Raw genomic sequence first — 15050 nt, forward strand, 5'->3', positions numbered from 1 at the left:
TCAAGCACGCGGGCGCGAAGACTTTCCAATTCAGACAATTGAGACGTAAGCTGTTCTAGACGCTCATGCAGCAGCACAGCGGCGTCAACCGCTAGACCATGATATTCACGCATGACGTGTAACCCCAACCAAGCTCTCGAACAGACTTGGACCACGGCCCGGCGTTGACCAATCGGGAAAATGATGCAATCGCAACTGAAATTCGCCGACGTTGTTCCAGCATCTACATATGTGAATCGTATATTGCTTTAGTCGAAAGTTAATTCGGCAGAGAGTGCACCAGACGCAGCGAAGCCTGCGGCCGAAGTGTCTGGGATGAACGCCGCCCCGGCGGCGAGGCGCAGTTCGCAGAGACGTCACTCTTGCCTAGACCGGGTTATAAGGGGCACTAAGTTGTCCGGCCCAATAGAGTCTGAATCCGCGCTCTGCCGCTTGATCACTAGTTCAAGCTCAAGAGTCTCAATTGCGAGTTCCTCTGCCAAGCGTCCGAACGATTCTCGCTTTCCCGAGTCACTCGTTCGTCTTCTCATGAGGGCGAGCTCCGCAGCATCGGCGCGGAGCTTCTGAGGTCCTTCATGGCGTTTGGCCTTCAGGTTCCTTCCCCACCTCCCCGGCGGTTAGCCAGAACAACGACAAGAATGCCCACAGGCTCATCGTTCATCGTCACTCTGACGGCCCATGCCGAGATGAATCACACGAGCGGGCGGGCCTAAGTAGAGGCCAACGTTGGTCAGGAGCTGCCTGACGTCGCTATAGAAAAGTCCGTCTACAGGCCTATAATGGCAGGCGACGGATGCGCCCGCCTCCGGGACGCCAGAAAGCGTCCCATTTTGGTGCAGATCGAGCCCCAACTCAGCCTTAATCAACCGCGTGTAATAAGCTCGGCCGCGGCGGCAGTGGGACAGACTGGCCGGCCGCATCGAGCTGGAGGATGAACCCTTGTCAGAGATCGACCCGACCGACCACGCGCTGGCGACCATCGCCAGCATCTTGGAGCACCCCGAGCCCGTCCTCGTCATTCGCGAGACCGAGACCATCCGGGAGACCGAGATGGTGGTCGTCGGTGAGGAGCCGTCCGCCGAAGAACATCATGCGGTCGACGAGCATCCAATGGTCGATGAGCAGCCGCTGGTGCCGGAGCACACCGATGCGGATGGCTACAGCAAGGTTGGCCCCGGCCCGATGGTCGCGATCCGCCTCAAATGGACGGTCCATCGCGGCGATGATGGCCAGTTCTACGTCCACGAGACCATCGGCGAGCAATCCGCCCCTGTGGTCAGCGGCCCGATGACGAGCGAGGCCGCCGTGCGCTTCGTTGACGAGCGGGAGGACGAGTCACATCGTCGCTTCGAAGAGCTGCGCAGCGAGATCGCCGGCCGAAGCTCGCTCGCCGACTACGAGCGCAAGGGCGAAGCGTAAAGCAGCACCGGAGGTCGCCGTGCACCTCTCCCGTAGGGAGAGGTGTACACCGAGCCCGCCAACTACTTCCTCCCGAGATAATCCTTCTTCACCAGCTCGACGCCGGCGTGCCGCAACAGGTCGTAGGCCGTGGTCACGTGAAAGAAGAACTGCGGGACGCTAAACGTCAGCAGCAGCGTCCGTCCGGTGAAGGGCAGCTCGGTCCCGTTCTTCAACCTGAAGACAACATTCCGTTCCGCAGCCGCATCGATCTCCATGCCCGACAGGCTTTCGACGAACTCGATGGACGTTGCGATGCGCGCCTGAAGACCGGCCATGTCGTGTTCCAGTGCCGGCAGCGCCACTGGCTCGCACTGCGCCAGCAAGGCCGGCGCAACCGTGGCATGGCGGCAGGCTTCGCCGACCTGCTGCGCCAGATCGTACATGTTCGGCGCAAGGCGCATGCCGAGCAGAACCGTCGGATTGAACTTACGGGCCTCCGCATGGGCGACGCCCTTGTCGAGCAGCGCTGACAGGTTACGCAAATAAGGCACGAAGAGGCCGACTGAGGCCTCGTACATCGAGATCGTCACCTCTGGATCCCCTTCAATTCTGCCTCGCCACCGACGGGCATCTGGTCTAAATCGACCGCTCAAGGGCTGCACAATGACAGCTCGGGCATGGGTGGAAAAGAGATGATCGTTCGGTTGTGGACGGCTTTGGCCGTGGCGTTGCTGGTGAATGTCCCGGCGCTGGCGCAGCAGGCCGCGCCCTCGCGTCTCGACGAGATCGTCAAGCGCGGCAGCTTGCGCGTCGGCATGACCGGCGACTACAGGCCCTTCACCTATCTGGACAAGATCACGCAGCAGTTCAGCGGCTTCGATGTCGACATGGCGCAGGCCCTCGGCAAGGCGCTCGGCGTCAAGGTCGAGTTCGTGCCGACGGCGTGGCCCAAGCTGATGAAGGATTTCGAGGCCGACCAGTTCGACATCGCCATGGGCGGGGTCTCGGTGACGCTCGACCGGCAGAAGAAAGGCTTCTTCTCCACACCGATCATGCGCGAGGGCAAGACGCCGATCGCGCGCTGCGCCGATGTCGGCAAATACCAGACGCTTCCGGACATCGACAAGAAGGGCACCCGAATCATCGTCAATCCCGGCGGCACCAACGAGCGCTTCGCCCGTGCCAACATCAGGGATGCCGAGATCACCGTCTTCGCAGACAACACCGTGATCTTCGATGAAATAGCCAAGGGCAACGCCGACCTGATGATGACCGACGCGTCCGAAACCCGCTACCAGCAGAAGCAGCATGCCGGCGTGCTCTGCGCGGTGCATCCCGAAAAGCCGTTCGACTTCTCCGAGAAGGCCTATTGGCTCCAGCGCGACATGGCGCTGAAAGCCTTCGTCGACCAATGGCTGCACATTTCCATGGAGGATGGCAGCTACAAGAAGATCTACGCCGCCTGGTTCGACTAGCTAGCTGATGCCCTCGCGACGTGCGCCCGTCGCTACTCCAGGTGCGCGCGGAAAAAGGCGATGGCCGCGGCATTGAACTCGTTGTGAAATGCGGTGCGATCGAATCCTGGCGGATCGGTACACAGGATCGGCGCCATCTCTGCGAGTTTAGGCGAACATGGAGTAATGAAGGAGAAGTGTGCGGAGTTCGGCACGGTCCGATAGTCGGGCCGTACGGGTAGCAGCGGTACCAGCAAATCGACTGCTTCGGGCGCGACGCCGTCGCCACCGAGCGCGGAACGCCACAGCAGCAGTGGGATCGTCACGGTGGTAAGGCGCTCGCGACTGAAGAGGCCCTCAAAGAGGGGCGGATCCGCCAATATCGCGGCTCTCACGCGAGGATCGTGGACCGCCGCCGCGGTCGGCAGGCGGCCCTCGCGAATGTCCCGACATTTCGGTGTTGTAGCCCCCTCGCAGAGCGCAGCCAGAGCGCCGAAATCGGGATTGCCGCCGATTACCACGAGACCCGTATAGGCACCGCGTGAAAATCCAAACAGGCCGACCTGCTGCGGGTCCAGTACCGCAGCTTGCTTCCAGGCACCGAGCATGAAATTCGTGAGGCGCTTCATGTCGGCCGGGCGTTCGACCAACACAGAGAATTCATCAGTCCGGCTACTGTCCCTAGCGGTGTCGCCCGGATGGTTGACGGTGGCAACTACGAAGCCGGCGTCGGCCAACGCAGCCGCGGTGTCACTATGCGACAAAAACGAGCCTCGCCGCCCGTGCGAGATGACAATCAGCGGCAGCCATTGCCCGAAACCGGACAATCCCTGACGCCTGGAACCACGACCCCGCCCCCCAGCGCGACCTCAGCCGGCGGCGCCGCGCACGGTGTCCACACCATCCCCGTGAGCGCCGGCCCACGGGCATCGGCCGGCACTTCGAGGAAGCTCAACCCAGCCGCTTGCGCCAGCGTCGCGACGAGGCAGCAGACTGCGGCCAAAACTCCTCTGCCAAGCCTCGGTGGTGACATCAACGTGTGCTTCTATAATTGCTCAACCATAACGGTTATACTCGTCTATTCCCCGCCCCGTCTAGGGGTGACGCCGCGGGCGTCCAATTCTGGGCTGACTTTGCTGTCATTGAACCCGGAACTATCGGGGAACGACTTACACCAACGACAGTGATCTAGATCACTTTTTGCGAGCGAACCGGCGCGTAAGCGTCGGTCCGGGGACCACCTGTTCAGGAGACGGAAATGAGGAAGCTGTTGGCCACGGCCGCATTCCTTTTGGCGAGCACCGCCGCACAGGCGCAGTACACTTTCGAGTATGGCGGGCGCACCATCCGCATCGATCCGGACCGCGGCACGGTGCAGATCCCCGGCGTCTATGACAACACCGGCCAGAGCAAGCCCAAGAAGGCCAAGAAGAACGAGACGGCCCCGAGCCAGCAAGCGCCGCAGCAGGCCACGGTCGAGCCGCAAACGCCGGCCGCTCCCGCCCCCGCTCCGGTCGCCCCACCGCCCGCGGCGGCGCAAGCGCCTGTGCCTGCTGCACCCGCTGCCGCAACAGCACCGCCTGCTCCACCTCCGGCGGCAACCGCCAGCAACACGCCGGCCGAGACTGCCGTGCTGCCGCCGCCCGCGCCGCCTTCGGCGCCTGCACCGGCCACGCAGCAGGCAGCTCCCGCCGTGACACCCCCACTGGTCCAGGCCGTGACTGCGGCTCCTCCGGCGCCGCCCGCTCCGCCCCCGGCAACCGCGCCAGTTCAGGCGGCTGCCGTCGCGCCGCCTGCTCCTGCAGCGGCGCCCACGCGCGATCTCAATTCGCCGCTCGGCATCTGGCTTACCGAGGAGAAGGAAGGCAAGGTCCGCATCGAGCAATGCGGCAGCAATCTCTGCGGCTATTCGGTCGACAGCAAGTCGAACCAGAACGGCGAGCAGGTTCTGATCAACATGAAGCCCGGCAAGGACCAGAAATGGTCCGGCCGGATCCTCGATCCGAACTCCGGCTCGACCTACGATTCCACGATCGCGATGAAAGGCACCGACCGGCTGCGCGTGCAGGGCTGCGCCTTCGGCGGCATGTTCTGCGGCGGCCAGACCTGGACGCGCGTGAATTGAGCCTCTCGAACTTTTCTGTACCGAGTCATTCCGGGGCACGCGAAGCGTGAACCCGGAATGACGGCGAAAAACGCGTGCGACGCATCGCCTTGGGCGATGCGTCTTGTCCGGGACACGAGAACGTCAGCCGATAGCGGCACCGTACTCCGCGTCGGTGACCGGCTCCAGCCAGGTCGAGTAGACGCCGTCGAGCGCTTCCTGCATGGCGATGTGGCACATGGCGTTGGTCGGCGATGCGCCGTGCCAGTGCACTTCACCTGGCGGAATCCAGACGGTGTCGCCGGGACGGATTTCCTGGACCGGGCCGCCCTTGGTCTGAACGCGGCCGACGCCCGAGATCACGTAGAGCGTCTGCCCGAGCGGATGGTGGTGCCAGTTGGTGCGTGCGCCCGGCTCGAATGCGACGCGCGAGACGTTCAGCCGCGCAGGCGCAGGGGCCATGTTGATGGGGTCCTGCCATACGGTGCCGGTGAAATGTTCCTTCGGCGCGCGGCGGGTCGGCCGCGTGCCGGCGAGCGTGATGTCCATGAGGTACCTCGTTCCTTTTCCGTTACTTCTTGCTGGCGGCGTAGCGCGCCTTGGTTTCGGCGTTCATGGGGTAGAGGCCGGGCAGCACAGCGCCATTGTTCACCTCGTTGACGATCCAGGCTTCCATCCGCTCCTGCTCGACACCCTCGGCCAGCACGTGGTCGAGCATCGCCTGCGGGATCAAGACGCAGCCGTCCTGATCGGCGACCACGATGTCGTTCGGGAATACCGCAACGCCGCCGCAGCCGATCGGTTCGCCCCAGCCGACGAAGGTCAGGCCCGCAACGGAAGGCGGCGCGGCATAGCCGTCGCACCACACCGGCAGGTTGGTGCCGAGCACGCCTTCGACGTCACGCACGACGCCGTCGGTGACCAGCGCGGTGACGCCGCGCTTGACCATGCGCGCGCACAGGATGTCGCCGAAGATGCCGGCATCGGTGATGCCCATGGCATCGACCACGGCGATGCAGCCTTCCGGCATCGCCTCGATCGCGGTGCGGGTCGAGATCGGCGACGACCAGGATTCGGGCGTCGCCAGATCCTCACGCGCCGGCACGAAGCGCAGGGTGAAGGCCGGACCCACCAGGCGCGGCAGGCCCGGGCGGAGCGGACGGGCGCCGCGCATCCACACATTGCGCAGCCCCTTCTTCAGCAGGACCGTGGTGATCGTGGCGGTGGTGATGCCGGCGAGGGTCTTGCGGGCTTCGGGGGACAGCGACATGGACGAGAACGAGCTCCGGATAGGCGGGACAGAACGCGCGCATCTTGCGAGCCGCAGCCCTTGCGTCAAGGGCCAAGAGGGTCCCAATTACGCAGGGCCGCTGAGCTGTTATGCGACGCGATAACAAGGCTTTATCGGCTCCCCTTGCATTAATTTATTGGACTTGCGGGCCCATTTACGCGAAGCAGTGTGACGCGGAACTCAACGTCGAGCCCGCGCACTTCCAAAAGTCCGATTTCGACAGCTCTTCGACAGCTCAATGGCCGCGACGCTCCCCCCGCCCCGCCTTCTGCCCAGTGGCGACAGCGCCGTCACGGTCGAGTTCAGCCGCACCATCGACGACGACGCCAACCAGCGCGTGCTGGCGCTGGACAAGGCGCTCGCAGCGAGCCCCATCGACGGCATCACCGAGACGGTGCCGACCTATCGCTCGCTGCTGGTGCACTACGACCCCGAAAAGATCGGTTTCGACGCGCTCGGCGAGAAGATCCTCCCGATCGCCACCCGGCCGCTGCCGCCGGTCACCAAGGCGCGCCGCTGGCGCATTCCCGTCGCCTATGGCGGCGAGCATGGCATCGACCTCGAGGATGTCGCGAAGGCGCTCAACACCACGCCCGACGACATCGTCGCCCGGCATGCGGGCGGCGACTACAAGGTCGCCATGATCGGTTTCACGCCGGGCTGGTCGTATCTCAGCGGCCTCGACAAATCCCTGCACATGTCGCGGCGGCAGTCGCCGCGGTTGCTGACGCCGGCCGGCACGATCTCGATCGGCGGCATCCAGGCCGGGATCCAGTGCCTGGCCGCGCCGAGCGGCTGGCACCTTTTGGGTCGCACCCCGGTCAGAACCTATCAGCTCCATCGCAATCCGACCTTCCTCACCGAACCCGGTGATCGCGTGACGTTCTTCGCCATCGACCACAAGTCGTTCGCGGAACTGGACCGCGCGGCGGAAGCCGGAGAGCTCATCGCCGAGCAGGTGGCCGCATGAGCCGGCTCGTCGTCGCCAGCATCGGGCCTGCGAGCTCGGTCCAGGATGGCGGCCGCCTCGGCGCACAGCGCTATGGCTTGACGGTCAGCGGAGCGATGGATCGCCTGTCGCTCGCGGCGGCGAACACGCTGGTCGGCAACGACCCTTTTGCGGCCGCTGTCGAGATCGGCCCGTTCGGCGCCTCCTTCACCGCCCGCGACGGCGCGGTCCGCATCGCGATATCTGGCGCGCCGCGCAACGCGGACATTGCAGGCAACCCGGTCGCGATGGACACATCGGTGACGCTGAAGGACGGCGAGACGCTGACGCTGGGCTTTGCCCGCGGCGGCGCCTTCACCTATCTCGCGATCGAGGGGGCCATCAAAGGCGAGCCGATGTTCGGCAGCCTCGCGGTCAATGCCCGCGCCGGCCTCGGCAGCCCCTACCCGCGCCCGCTTCAGGCCGGCGACGAGTTCACCGTCGATGCTGCGAGCGGTGCGCCGGAGCTGCGCATCGAATTGCCCAAGCCTGCGACAGGTCCGATCCGGGTCCTGCTGGGTCCGCAGGATGACGAGTTCGACGAGGCCAACAAGGGGCTGTTCCTGGACAGCGAGTGGAAGATCTCGGCAACCTCCGACCGCATGGGCTACCGGCTCGAAGGTCCCGCCATCAAGCATCTGCACGGCCACAACATCGTCTCCGACGGCACCGTCAACGGCAGCATCCAGGTGCCCGGCAACGGCGCGCCGATCGCGCTGATGATGGATCGCGGCACTTCCGGCGGCTATCCGAAGATCGCGACCGTGATTACGGCCGATGTCGGCCGCCTCGCCCAGACCTCCGCGGGAACCGCGTTCCGCTTCAAGGCGGTCAGCATGGCCGAAGCGCAGGACGAGGCGCGCAAGTTCGCACAGTTGATCCGCAGCCTGCCCGATCGCCTGCGCTCCTCCGACACCGTCGCGCTCAACATCGCGGCGCTCAGCGATGCTAACGTGGCGGGCTATGCGGTCAGCGCGGTCGATGCCGGGACCTGGCAGGTCACGGCCGAGCCGGAAGCGACAACAAGACCAGAGGCGGAGAGCACCCCATGAAGACAGTCGATCTCAATTGCGACCTCGGCGAGGGTTTTGGCGCGTGGGAGATGGGCAACGACGCCGCGATGATCGAGCTCGCAAGCTCGGTCAACGTCGCCTGCGGCTTCCACGCCGGCGACCCCGACATCATGCGCCGGACGGTGGAGCTGGCGAAGGCGCGCGGCGTCTCGGTCGGCGCGCATCCCGGCTATCGCGATCTGCACGGCTTCGGCCGGCACCCGATCGCAGGGCTGAAGGCCTCCGAGATCGAGAATCTCGTCGCCTACCAGATCGGCGCGCTGCAGGCGATCGCAACCGCCGCCGGCCACAAGGTGACGCATGTGAAGGCGCATGGCGCGCTCTCCAATGTCGCCTGCGAGGACGACATGACCGCGAAGGCGATCGCCTCCGGCATCAAGGCGGTCGATCCCAGCCTGATCTTCGTCGTGCTCGCCAATTCGAAGCTGGTGAAAGCGGGGGAAGCAGCCAATCTGCCGATGGTGCACGAGGTGTTCGCCGACCGCGCCTATGAGGACGACGGCAACCTCGTCTCGCGCAAGAAGCCCGGCGCGGTGCTGCACGATGCCAAGGCGATCGCCGACCGCGTGGTGCGCATGGTGCAGGACGGCGCGGTGGTGTCAGTGACCGGTAAGGTGATCAAGATGCGCACGGATACCGTCTGCATTCACGGCGACACGCCGGGCGCGGTGGAGATTGCGCGCGGTGTGCGCGAGGCGTTGAAGGTTGCAGGGATCGAGGTGGCACCTTTCAAGCGCGAGTGAGGCCTTCCGTCATTCCAGGATGATGCGAAGCATCAGACTATGGTGCGCAATTGCGCACCTGATAATCTCGAGGTTCCGGGTTCGACTTCGCCGCCCCGGAACGACGATTCAGAACGGATGCACCGAGAGCGTTCCGAACACGATCGCCGCGATGACCGCAAACGCGCTGTAGAGCGCCAGATGATGGGCGTTTGCCCGGGTCTGCCGCGAGAGCGAGCGCGCGTAGAAGTGCAGCCTGGCTTCCGCCGAAAGTTCGCGCATGGTCGATCTCCAACGCCCCATTTGCGGGAGTATGAGGGATCAAACCGGGCGGGAGGCAAGATGGCGGCGGAAATAGCGATGCGCCTCCTGCGAGGCGGCCGTCTCGCAGACGTAAATTCTCTTAGGGCCGAGGTTCCGAGAATCTTATTCGTTCAAATCCGAGCCAGTCGGAACCGGCTCGGATAATGGTGAGCGGTGGCGGTCAGTACACATCCGCCTGGAAGCGGCCGGTCTTCTTGAGCTCGGCGACGAACCTGACGGCCTCATCCGTCGAGCGTGCCCCGAACTGGGCGACGATGTCGACCAGCGCGCGCTCGACGTCCTTGGCCATGCGCTTGGCATCGCCGCAGATGTACAGATGCGCGCCTTCGGCGAGCCAGGTCCACAATTCGCGGCCGACTTCGCGCATGCGGTCTTGCACGTAGAACTTCTTCTCGCCGTCGCGCGACCAGGCCAGCGACAGGCGCGTCAAGAGCCCCGAGGTCTTCATCGCGTTGAGCTCGTCCTGGTAGAAGAAGTCGCAATCGCTGCGCTGATGGCCGAAGAACAGCCAGTTCTTGCCGGGCGCACCGGTGGCCTTGCGGTCGAGCAGGAAGGCGCGGAACGGCGCGATGCCGGTGCCGGGACCGATCATGATGATGGGCGTCTTCGGATCCTGCGGCAGGCCGAACCCGTGCGCTTTCTGCACGTAGACCCTGAGCTTGTCGCCCTCATTGATGCGCTCGCCAAGGAAGGTCGAGGCGACGCCGAGCCGCCTACGCTTGCCGATGACGTAGCGTACGGAGTCCACCGTCAGCGACAGCCTTCCAGGCGTCGCATTGTGCGAGGACGAGATCGAATAGAGCCGGGGCTGGAGCGGCTCCAGCGCCTCGACGAAGGCCTCTGGATGCGGCCGCGTGCCGGAAAACTTCTGCAGCCCCGCCATCACGTCGAGGGTGGCGGCATCGCCATCGGGATCCTCGCCCTGCGCCAGTGCCCGCGCCTTCTCGCGGGTCGCGCCGCCGGTGATGAAGGAGATCAGCTCGAACAGCGAGTCGGGTGCCGGCGACAGCGAGACGTCGTCGATCAGCACCTCGCGCAGCGTCTTGCCATTGACTTTCGTGGTGTGGGAGGCGCCGAGCAGCGCGATGATCTGGTCGACGAGTCCGACATCGTTGCGTGCGAACACGCCGAAGGAATCGCCGACGACGTAGTCGAGCTTGCTCTCGGAGAGATCGAACTCGACGTGATAGGTTTCCTTCTCCGACTTCCCCTTGTTGAGAAGGCGGCGCGACAGGAAGGTTGCGGTGACGGGGTTGTCGCGCGAGCGGCCTGGCTCTGCGATCGTCACAGTGACGGCCGGCGCCGCCGGCTCCGGCTTGTCGGCTGGTTTGGCCACCGGGGCCTTGTCGAGCTCCTCGTACAGCGACTTCAGCATCCGCGCGGTTTCCTTGCCGCCGGGGACACAGAGATTGAGTCGTGCTTCGCTGCGGCTCGCGATCGCCTCCGAATAATCGTGGCAATTGTAGCCGCACTGGCCGCAGTCCTGCTGCGCCATCGCCGCCATCATCTTGCGGCGCAGGGGCCGTCCCTCGGCGAGCTTCATCCGCTCGGCGATCGGCATGGTCTGATCGTGCCACGGCGCTTCGCCGTCGTCGCCGTCACCGGCGGCGCCCTGCATGACGGCCGCGCCCTGCTCCGCCGACAGCGGCGCGGCGACGTCGGGCGACAGCAGCCCGGCGAAGAAGCCGTTCAGCCAGGAGCGCTGCGCATCCGAGAACGGTGCGCTGGCGGGAATGATATCGAGCTTGGGCGGAGGGGTGAACTGGTTCATGCGGACACCTGTGCGTCGGCCAGCTTGCGCAGCGTCTCGCCGTCATGGCGGCGCGCAAAAGACAGGAACGTTTCTTCGGGAGACGAGCGATGGACGATGTAGGCCTTGAGCAATGCTTCGACCGTCTTCGGCGCGTCCTCGGCCTTGAGGTCGTGATAGACCTCCTGCCCGACATCGGCATCGGGACCGAATCCGCCGCCGATGAAGAGGTGATAGCCCTCGACGGTGTCCTCCTCATTGATCGGCACGCGCGCGCCGATCAGGCCGATGTCGCTGATGTAGTGCTGCGCGCAGGAATGGTGGCAGCCGGTGACATGGATGTTGACTGGCTTGTCCATCGCAACGCGCGGCTCGCACCAGTCGCCGATCTCTTCGGCATGGCGCTTGGTGTTCGCCGCTGCGAAGCGGCAGCCGGCATTGCCGGTGCAGGCGATCAGGCCGGCGCGGATGTGCGAGGCCTCGACCGCGAGCCCAATCTGCTTGATCGCGGCAGTGGCGAGCTCGACATTCTCCTCGCGCACGCCCGAGATCAAAAGGTTCTGCCAGACGGTCAGGCGGATCTCGCCGTCACCGAGGTCGCGAGCGACCTTGGCGAGGCCCCACATCTGATCGGAGGTGAGCTTGCCGAGCGTCAGCGATACGCCGATCCAGTTGAGGCCATCCTGCTTCTGCTTGTGCACGCCGATATGCGCCATGCGGTCCGCCGCAGGGCGCGGGAGAAACGCCTCTTCCGGCACGCGCGTGAACGGCGTCTTCAACCGCTCCTCGACCAGCTTGAGGAAGCCGTCATGGCCCATGGAGTCGAGCACGTATTTCAGCCGCGCCTTGTTGCGGTTGGTGCGATCGCCATGCTCGATGAACACGCGCACGATGGCGTCGGCGACGCCGGTGGCCTGCTCCGGCTTGATGATGATGCCGGAATATTTCGCGAAATCCTTGTGGCCGGTGATGCCGCCGAGGCCGAGGCGGAACCAGACGCCGGGCTCGACGCCGAACCCGTCCTTCACCTCGTATGCGGTGAACGCGATGTCGTTGGTCTCCTCGAGCACCGCGATCCTGCCGGCACCGTCGAAGGCGACGTTGAATTTGCGCGGCAGGCCGTAGAGCGAGCGGTCGTTGAGGATGTGGTAGTGCCACTCGCGCGCATAGGGCCGCGTGTCGATCAACTCCTGCGGATCGATGCCGGCCGTCGGCGTTCCCGTCACGTTGCGGATGTTGTCGGCGCCGGAGCCGCGCGAGCACAGGCCGAGGTCCTGGATGCCCTCGATCAGCTTCACGGCATTCTTCGGCGGAATCTCGCGAAGCTGGAGGTTGGCGCGCGTCGTGACGTGGCTGTACGGCCCGCAGAGTTCGTCGGCGAGATCGGCAAGGCCCGACAGCTGCCAGTGCTTCATGATGCCGTTCGGAATGCGCAGGCGGCACATGTAGGAATCCTGCGTCGGCGCGACGTAGAAGATGCCGTAATAGCGCCAGCGGAAATTGTCCGCCGGGCTTGGCGGGGTGTTGTCGAGCGCCTGCTGGCGCAACCGCGGATACGCATCGAACGGATGCTCGTCGCGCTTGATCTTCTCCTGGTCGGCGAGCTTCTTGCCCGACGCGACCACCTTGTCCTGCGCCTTGATGTGCACGGCATCGGGGCCAACAGGCTCGGCATTCGCCTTGCCGGCACCCGCGCCGAGACCGCGGCCGACCCGGCTGATCTGCAAGCCGGTCGTGAAGCCTTCGAGATAGCGTTTCTGCTCGTCGGTGAAATCGACTGAGAGCGTTTCGATTTTCATGGTCGGTAACGAAGCTCCTGCGGCCACCAAAGTGGCGTCGACGGAAATTGTGCGACCCGCGGGGAACTCGGCCGGCTCAAGAGCCCGCTTCGCAGCCCGACGGTCCATTCAGCTTCGTTGCTGTGGGACTTGGCTCAGCAGGCACCTATGACAAGCTGGCCGCACTGCAACATTCAAGTTGCGTGCCAGCTTGATCGAAATAAAAAGCTTCGTAATATCAGGTGATTAGGAAACGCCCCCGGGGAATGCCGGGCTGAGAACGCTCCCGAAATTCGAGCAATCAGCCCAAACATTAGCCAACGAACTTACGTGCTCGAAAACGAAGCAGATCCGAATCAGGCCTTCCAGCGTCCGACCTCGAAAGCCTCGAGATGCCCACGGATGTTGCCGGAATCGAAGGCAGGCCCGGCGAAGGCGCCGAACGCTGCTGGAGCTTCAAGAGGCGCCGTGCTGCCCAGGGCTGCGTCGTAAAGGTCGGGCCTGAACACCGCCATCGCCGTCTTGACGCCATCAGGGGTCAGGGCCGTTTGCCCCCAGCGCACCATCTGGGCATAGAGCCAGGCGGCCTGGACCGGGTCGGGGCGCCCTGCCCCTTCGCGCCCAACGAGGAGGTAGCGGCCGCTTTCGCGGAAGATGCCATCCGGCGAGATCTTGAGGCGTCCGGTGAGGGTGCGCTGGATGACCTCGGCATCGACGCCGATCCGCTCCGGCTGGGCCAGGATCTGCGCCGCCTCGATGCGGTTCTCGGGATGCTCGATGAACTCGGCGGCTTTCACGGCCGCACGCACCAGTGCTGCGACCACGTCCGGATTCTTGTCGGCCCAGGCCTGGCGGACGGCCAGCACCTTCTCGGCCGCACGGACCAGGATGTCGGAGACGAAATGCAGGATGTGACCGATGCCGAGATCGACCGCGATCGAATTCCAGGGCGCGCCGACGCAGAACGCATCGACATGGCCGTTCTTGAGGCTGTCGACCATGAAGGGCGGCGGCAGCACCACGAGGCGCACGTCCTCGTCGGGATCGACGCCTGCCGCGGCCATCCAGAACCGCAATTGATAATTGTGGGTGGAGAACGGGAAGGTCATGCCGAAGGTCAGCGGCTCGGCCCCTGTCTTGCGCCTGATGGCAACCACCTTCGCCAGCGCCTTCGCGGTCGCCATCGGGTCGAACCGATCGCCATCGATCTCCTCCATCAGTGCGGCATGGAGCGCCGGCGACACCGTGATGGCATTGCCGTTGATGCCGAGATTGAAGGGCGCGGCGATCGGCACCTTGACGTGGCCGAGACCCAGCGAGGACGCGATCGCCACGGGCGCCAAAAGATGCGCGGCGTCGAACAGGCCGATGTTCAGCTTGTCGCGGACGTTGGACCAGGACACCTCGCGCACCAGCTCGACGTCGAGCCCTTCGGCTGCGGCAAATCCCTTGTCGACGGCGACGATCAGCGCCGCAGCATCGACCAGCGGAATGAACCCGATGCGGAGGGGAACGGTCATTTCAGCATCTCCGACGCGGTGATGATCGACTGTGCGATCTCGCCGATTTTCTTCTTCTCGCGCATCGCGGTGGAGCGCAGCAGCACATAGGCCTCGTCCTCGGTCAGGCCCTTCACCTTCATCAGGATGCCCTTGGCGCGTTCGATGATCTTGCGGTCCTCGAGCTGCGACTTGGTCCGCTCCAGTTCCTCCTGGAGCTTGGCGAAGGCGTTGAAGCGGGACACGCAGAGGTCGAGGATAGGCTTGATACGCTCCTTCTTCAGGCCGTCCACGATATAGGCGGACACCCCCGCCTCGACCGAGGCCTGGATCGAGGCTGAATCGCTCTGGTCCACGAACATGGCGATCGGCCGCTTCACGGCGCGGCTGACCTGGAACATCGCTTCCAGCACGTCGCGGCTGGGGTTCTCCAGGTCGATCAGGATGATGTCGGGATCGACCGCATAAATACGGGCGAGCAGGCTCTGCATCTCGCTGATATGGACCACCTGCGTGAATCCGGCCTCGCGCAATCCCTCCTCCAGGATCGCAGCCCGGATCGGGCTTTCGTCGACGATCACGATTTTGGGTGACTGTTCGGCGCTCATGGCTCACTCGCGGCGGGTGATTCATCCATAGCACGCCGGTACGCCCTGCAAAGGGTTG

15 protein-coding genes are annotated in these 15050 nt (G+C 64.7%); 6 read left to right on the top strand and 9 right to left on the bottom strand.

The annotated features are described in order from the left end of the window. Positions 1–939: 939 nt before the first annotated feature. Positions 940–1419, top strand: a complete 480-nt coding sequence (locus tag ABIG06_RS31600; protein ID WP_061881682.1) for a hypothetical protein — start codon at positions 940–942, stop codon at positions 1417–1419. A gap of 62 nt (positions 1420–1481) precedes the next feature. Here the strand turns inward: ABIG06_RS31600 and ABIG06_RS31605 are convergent, their stop codons facing one another. After that, positions 1482–1979 (bottom strand): DUF1993 domain-containing protein, encoded by a 498-nt coding sequence (locus tag ABIG06_RS31605; protein ID WP_370140956.1) that lies wholly within the window; start codon positions 1977–1979, stop codon positions 1482–1484. 114 nt (positions 1980–2093) lie between these two features. Here ABIG06_RS31605 and ABIG06_RS31610 point away from each other — a divergent pair, with 114 nt between their 5' ends. Next, positions 2094–2876, top strand: coding sequence for a transporter substrate-binding domain-containing protein (locus tag ABIG06_RS31610; protein WP_370139885.1), 783 nt, complete (start codon positions 2094–2096; stop codon positions 2874–2876). A gap of 32 nt (positions 2877–2908) precedes the next feature. On the opposite strand, the gene ABIG06_RS31615 is transcribed toward ABIG06_RS31610, so the two are convergent. Next, positions 2909–3682: an alpha/beta hydrolase family protein gene (locus ABIG06_RS31615; RefSeq protein ID WP_370139886.1), complete on the bottom strand. Its 774-nt coding sequence runs from the start codon at positions 3680–3682 to the stop codon at positions 2909–2911. A 431-nt stretch (positions 3683–4113) separates the two neighbouring features. Here ABIG06_RS31615 and ABIG06_RS31620 point away from each other — a divergent pair, with 431 nt between their 5' ends. Then, complete coding sequence (locus tag ABIG06_RS31620; RefSeq protein WP_370139887.1) at positions 4114–4980, top strand: DUF2147 domain-containing protein; 867 nt, start codon at positions 4114–4116, stop codon at positions 4978–4980. Positions 4981–5103: 123 nt separating this feature from the next. Here the strand turns inward: ABIG06_RS31620 and ABIG06_RS31625 are convergent, their stop codons facing one another. Both ABIG06_RS31625 and ABIG06_RS31630 read right to left on the bottom strand, forming a co-directional pair. Further along, positions 5104–5508 (bottom strand): (R)-mandelonitrile lyase, encoded by a 405-nt coding sequence (locus ABIG06_RS31625; RefSeq protein ID WP_124158286.1) that lies wholly within the window; start codon positions 5506–5508, stop codon positions 5104–5106. 22 nt (positions 5509–5530) lie between these two features. Beyond that, positions 5531–6229: a ribonuclease activity regulator RraA gene (locus ABIG06_RS31630; RefSeq protein ID WP_027550912.1), complete on the bottom strand. Its 699-nt coding sequence runs from the start codon at positions 6227–6229 to the stop codon at positions 5531–5533. Between the two features lie 259 nt (positions 6230–6488). Between ABIG06_RS31630 and pxpB the strand changes: the two genes are divergently transcribed. From pxpB to ABIG06_RS31645, 3 genes are read left to right on the top strand one after another with little or no spacing between them, the layout of a single operon-like run. After that, positions 6489–7220: a 5-oxoprolinase subunit PxpB gene (gene pxpB / locus ABIG06_RS31635; RefSeq protein WP_370139888.1), complete on the top strand. Its 732-nt coding sequence runs from the start codon at positions 6489–6491 to the stop codon at positions 7218–7220. Continuing rightward, the gene (locus tag ABIG06_RS31640) at positions 7217–8290 is read left to right on the top strand and encodes a biotin-dependent carboxyltransferase family protein (protein ID WP_370139889.1); all 1074 of its coding nucleotides are present in this window, start codon (positions 7217–7219) and stop codon (positions 8288–8290) included. Before pxpB ends, ABIG06_RS31640 begins: the two co-directional genes overlap by 4 nt. Continuing rightward, positions 8287–9054, top strand: a complete 768-nt coding sequence (locus ABIG06_RS31645) for a LamB/YcsF family protein (protein WP_370139890.1) — start codon at positions 8287–8289, stop codon at positions 9052–9054. The genes ABIG06_RS31640 and ABIG06_RS31645 overlap by 4 nt, the downstream gene beginning before the upstream one ends. Positions 9055–9162: 108 nt before the next feature. Here the strand turns inward: ABIG06_RS31645 and ABIG06_RS31650 are convergent, their stop codons facing one another. The 5 genes from ABIG06_RS31650 to ABIG06_RS31670 form a co-directional block, all read right to left on the bottom strand. Then, entirely contained in the window at positions 9163–9315 is a 153-nt protein-coding gene (locus ABIG06_RS31650; protein ID WP_035677849.1) for a hypothetical protein, read from the bottom strand. Between the two features lie 202 nt (positions 9316–9517). Beyond that, a complete protein-coding gene (locus ABIG06_RS31655; RefSeq protein ID WP_370139891.1) occupies positions 9518–11128 on the bottom strand; it encodes a sulfite reductase subunit alpha in 1611 nt (536 codons plus the stop codon). Next, entirely contained in the window at positions 11125–12906 is a 1782-nt protein-coding gene (locus tag ABIG06_RS31660) for a NirA family protein (RefSeq protein WP_370139892.1), read from the bottom strand. Before ABIG06_RS31660 ends, ABIG06_RS31655 begins: the two co-directional genes overlap by 4 nt. Positions 12907–13241: 335 nt before the next feature. Continuing rightward, on the bottom strand, positions 13242–14405 hold the full coding sequence (locus ABIG06_RS31665; RefSeq protein WP_370139893.1) for a CmpA/NrtA family ABC transporter substrate-binding protein: 1164 nt from the start codon (positions 14403–14405) through the stop codon (positions 13242–13244). Beyond that, positions 14402–14992 (bottom strand): ANTAR domain-containing response regulator, encoded by a 591-nt coding sequence (locus ABIG06_RS31670; RefSeq protein ID WP_124158279.1) that lies wholly within the window; start codon positions 14990–14992, stop codon positions 14402–14404. The genes ABIG06_RS31665 and ABIG06_RS31670 overlap by 4 nt, the downstream gene beginning before the upstream one ends. Between the last annotated feature and the right edge of the window lie 58 nt (positions 14993–15050).

It is taken from the genome of Bradyrhizobium sp. USDA 326 (genome assembly GCF_049739485.1).
In the GTDB taxonomy this organism is placed as follows: domain Bacteria; phylum Pseudomonadota; class Alphaproteobacteria; order Rhizobiales; family Xanthobacteraceae; genus Bradyrhizobium.

Excerpts from the sequence above, each read along its gene's own strand:
- ABIG06_RS31645 (WP_370139890.1), top strand. The coding sequence starts at position 8,287 with ATGAAGACAGTCGATCTCAATTGCGACCTCGGCGAGGGTTTTGGCGCG.
- ABIG06_RS31670 (WP_124158279.1), bottom strand. The coding sequence starts at position 14,992 with ATGAGCGCCGAACAGTCACCCAAAATCGTGATCGTCGACGAAAGCCCG.
- ABIG06_RS31640 (WP_370139889.1), top strand. The coding sequence starts at position 7,217 with ATGAGCCGGCTCGTCGTCGCCAGCATCGGGCCTGCGAGCTCGGTCCAG.
- ABIG06_RS31665 (WP_370139893.1), bottom strand. The coding sequence starts at position 14,405 with ATGACCGTTCCCCTCCGCATCGGGTTCATTCCGCTGGTCGATGCTGCG.
- ABIG06_RS31655 (WP_370139891.1), bottom strand. The coding sequence starts at position 11,128 with ATGAACCAGTTCACCCCTCCGCCCAAGCTCGATATCATTCCCGCCAGC.
- pxpB (WP_370139888.1), top strand. The coding sequence starts at position 6,489 with ATGGCCGCGACGCTCCCCCCGCCCCGCCTTCTGCCCAGTGGCGACAGC.
- ABIG06_RS31660 (WP_370139892.1), bottom strand. The coding sequence starts at position 12,906 with ATGAAAATCGAAACGCTCTCAGTCGATTTCACCGACGAGCAGAAACGC.
- ABIG06_RS31620 (WP_370139887.1), top strand. The coding sequence starts at position 4,114 with ATGAGGAAGCTGTTGGCCACGGCCGCATTCCTTTTGGCGAGCACCGCC.
- ABIG06_RS31650 (WP_035677849.1), bottom strand. The coding sequence starts at position 9,315 with ATGCGCGAACTTTCGGCGGAAGCCAGGCTGCACTTCTACGCGCGCTCG.
- ABIG06_RS31625 (WP_124158286.1), bottom strand. The coding sequence starts at position 5,508 with ATGGACATCACGCTCGCCGGCACGCGGCCGACCCGCCGCGCGCCGAAG.
- ABIG06_RS31610 (WP_370139885.1), top strand. The coding sequence starts at position 2,094 with ATGATCGTTCGGTTGTGGACGGCTTTGGCCGTGGCGTTGCTGGTGAAT.
- ABIG06_RS31605 (WP_370140956.1), bottom strand. The coding sequence starts at position 1,979 with ATGTACGAGGCCTCAGTCGGCCTCTTCGTGCCTTATTTGCGTAACCTG.
- ABIG06_RS31630 (WP_027550912.1), bottom strand. The coding sequence starts at position 6,229 with ATGTCGCTGTCCCCCGAAGCCCGCAAGACCCTCGCCGGCATCACCACC.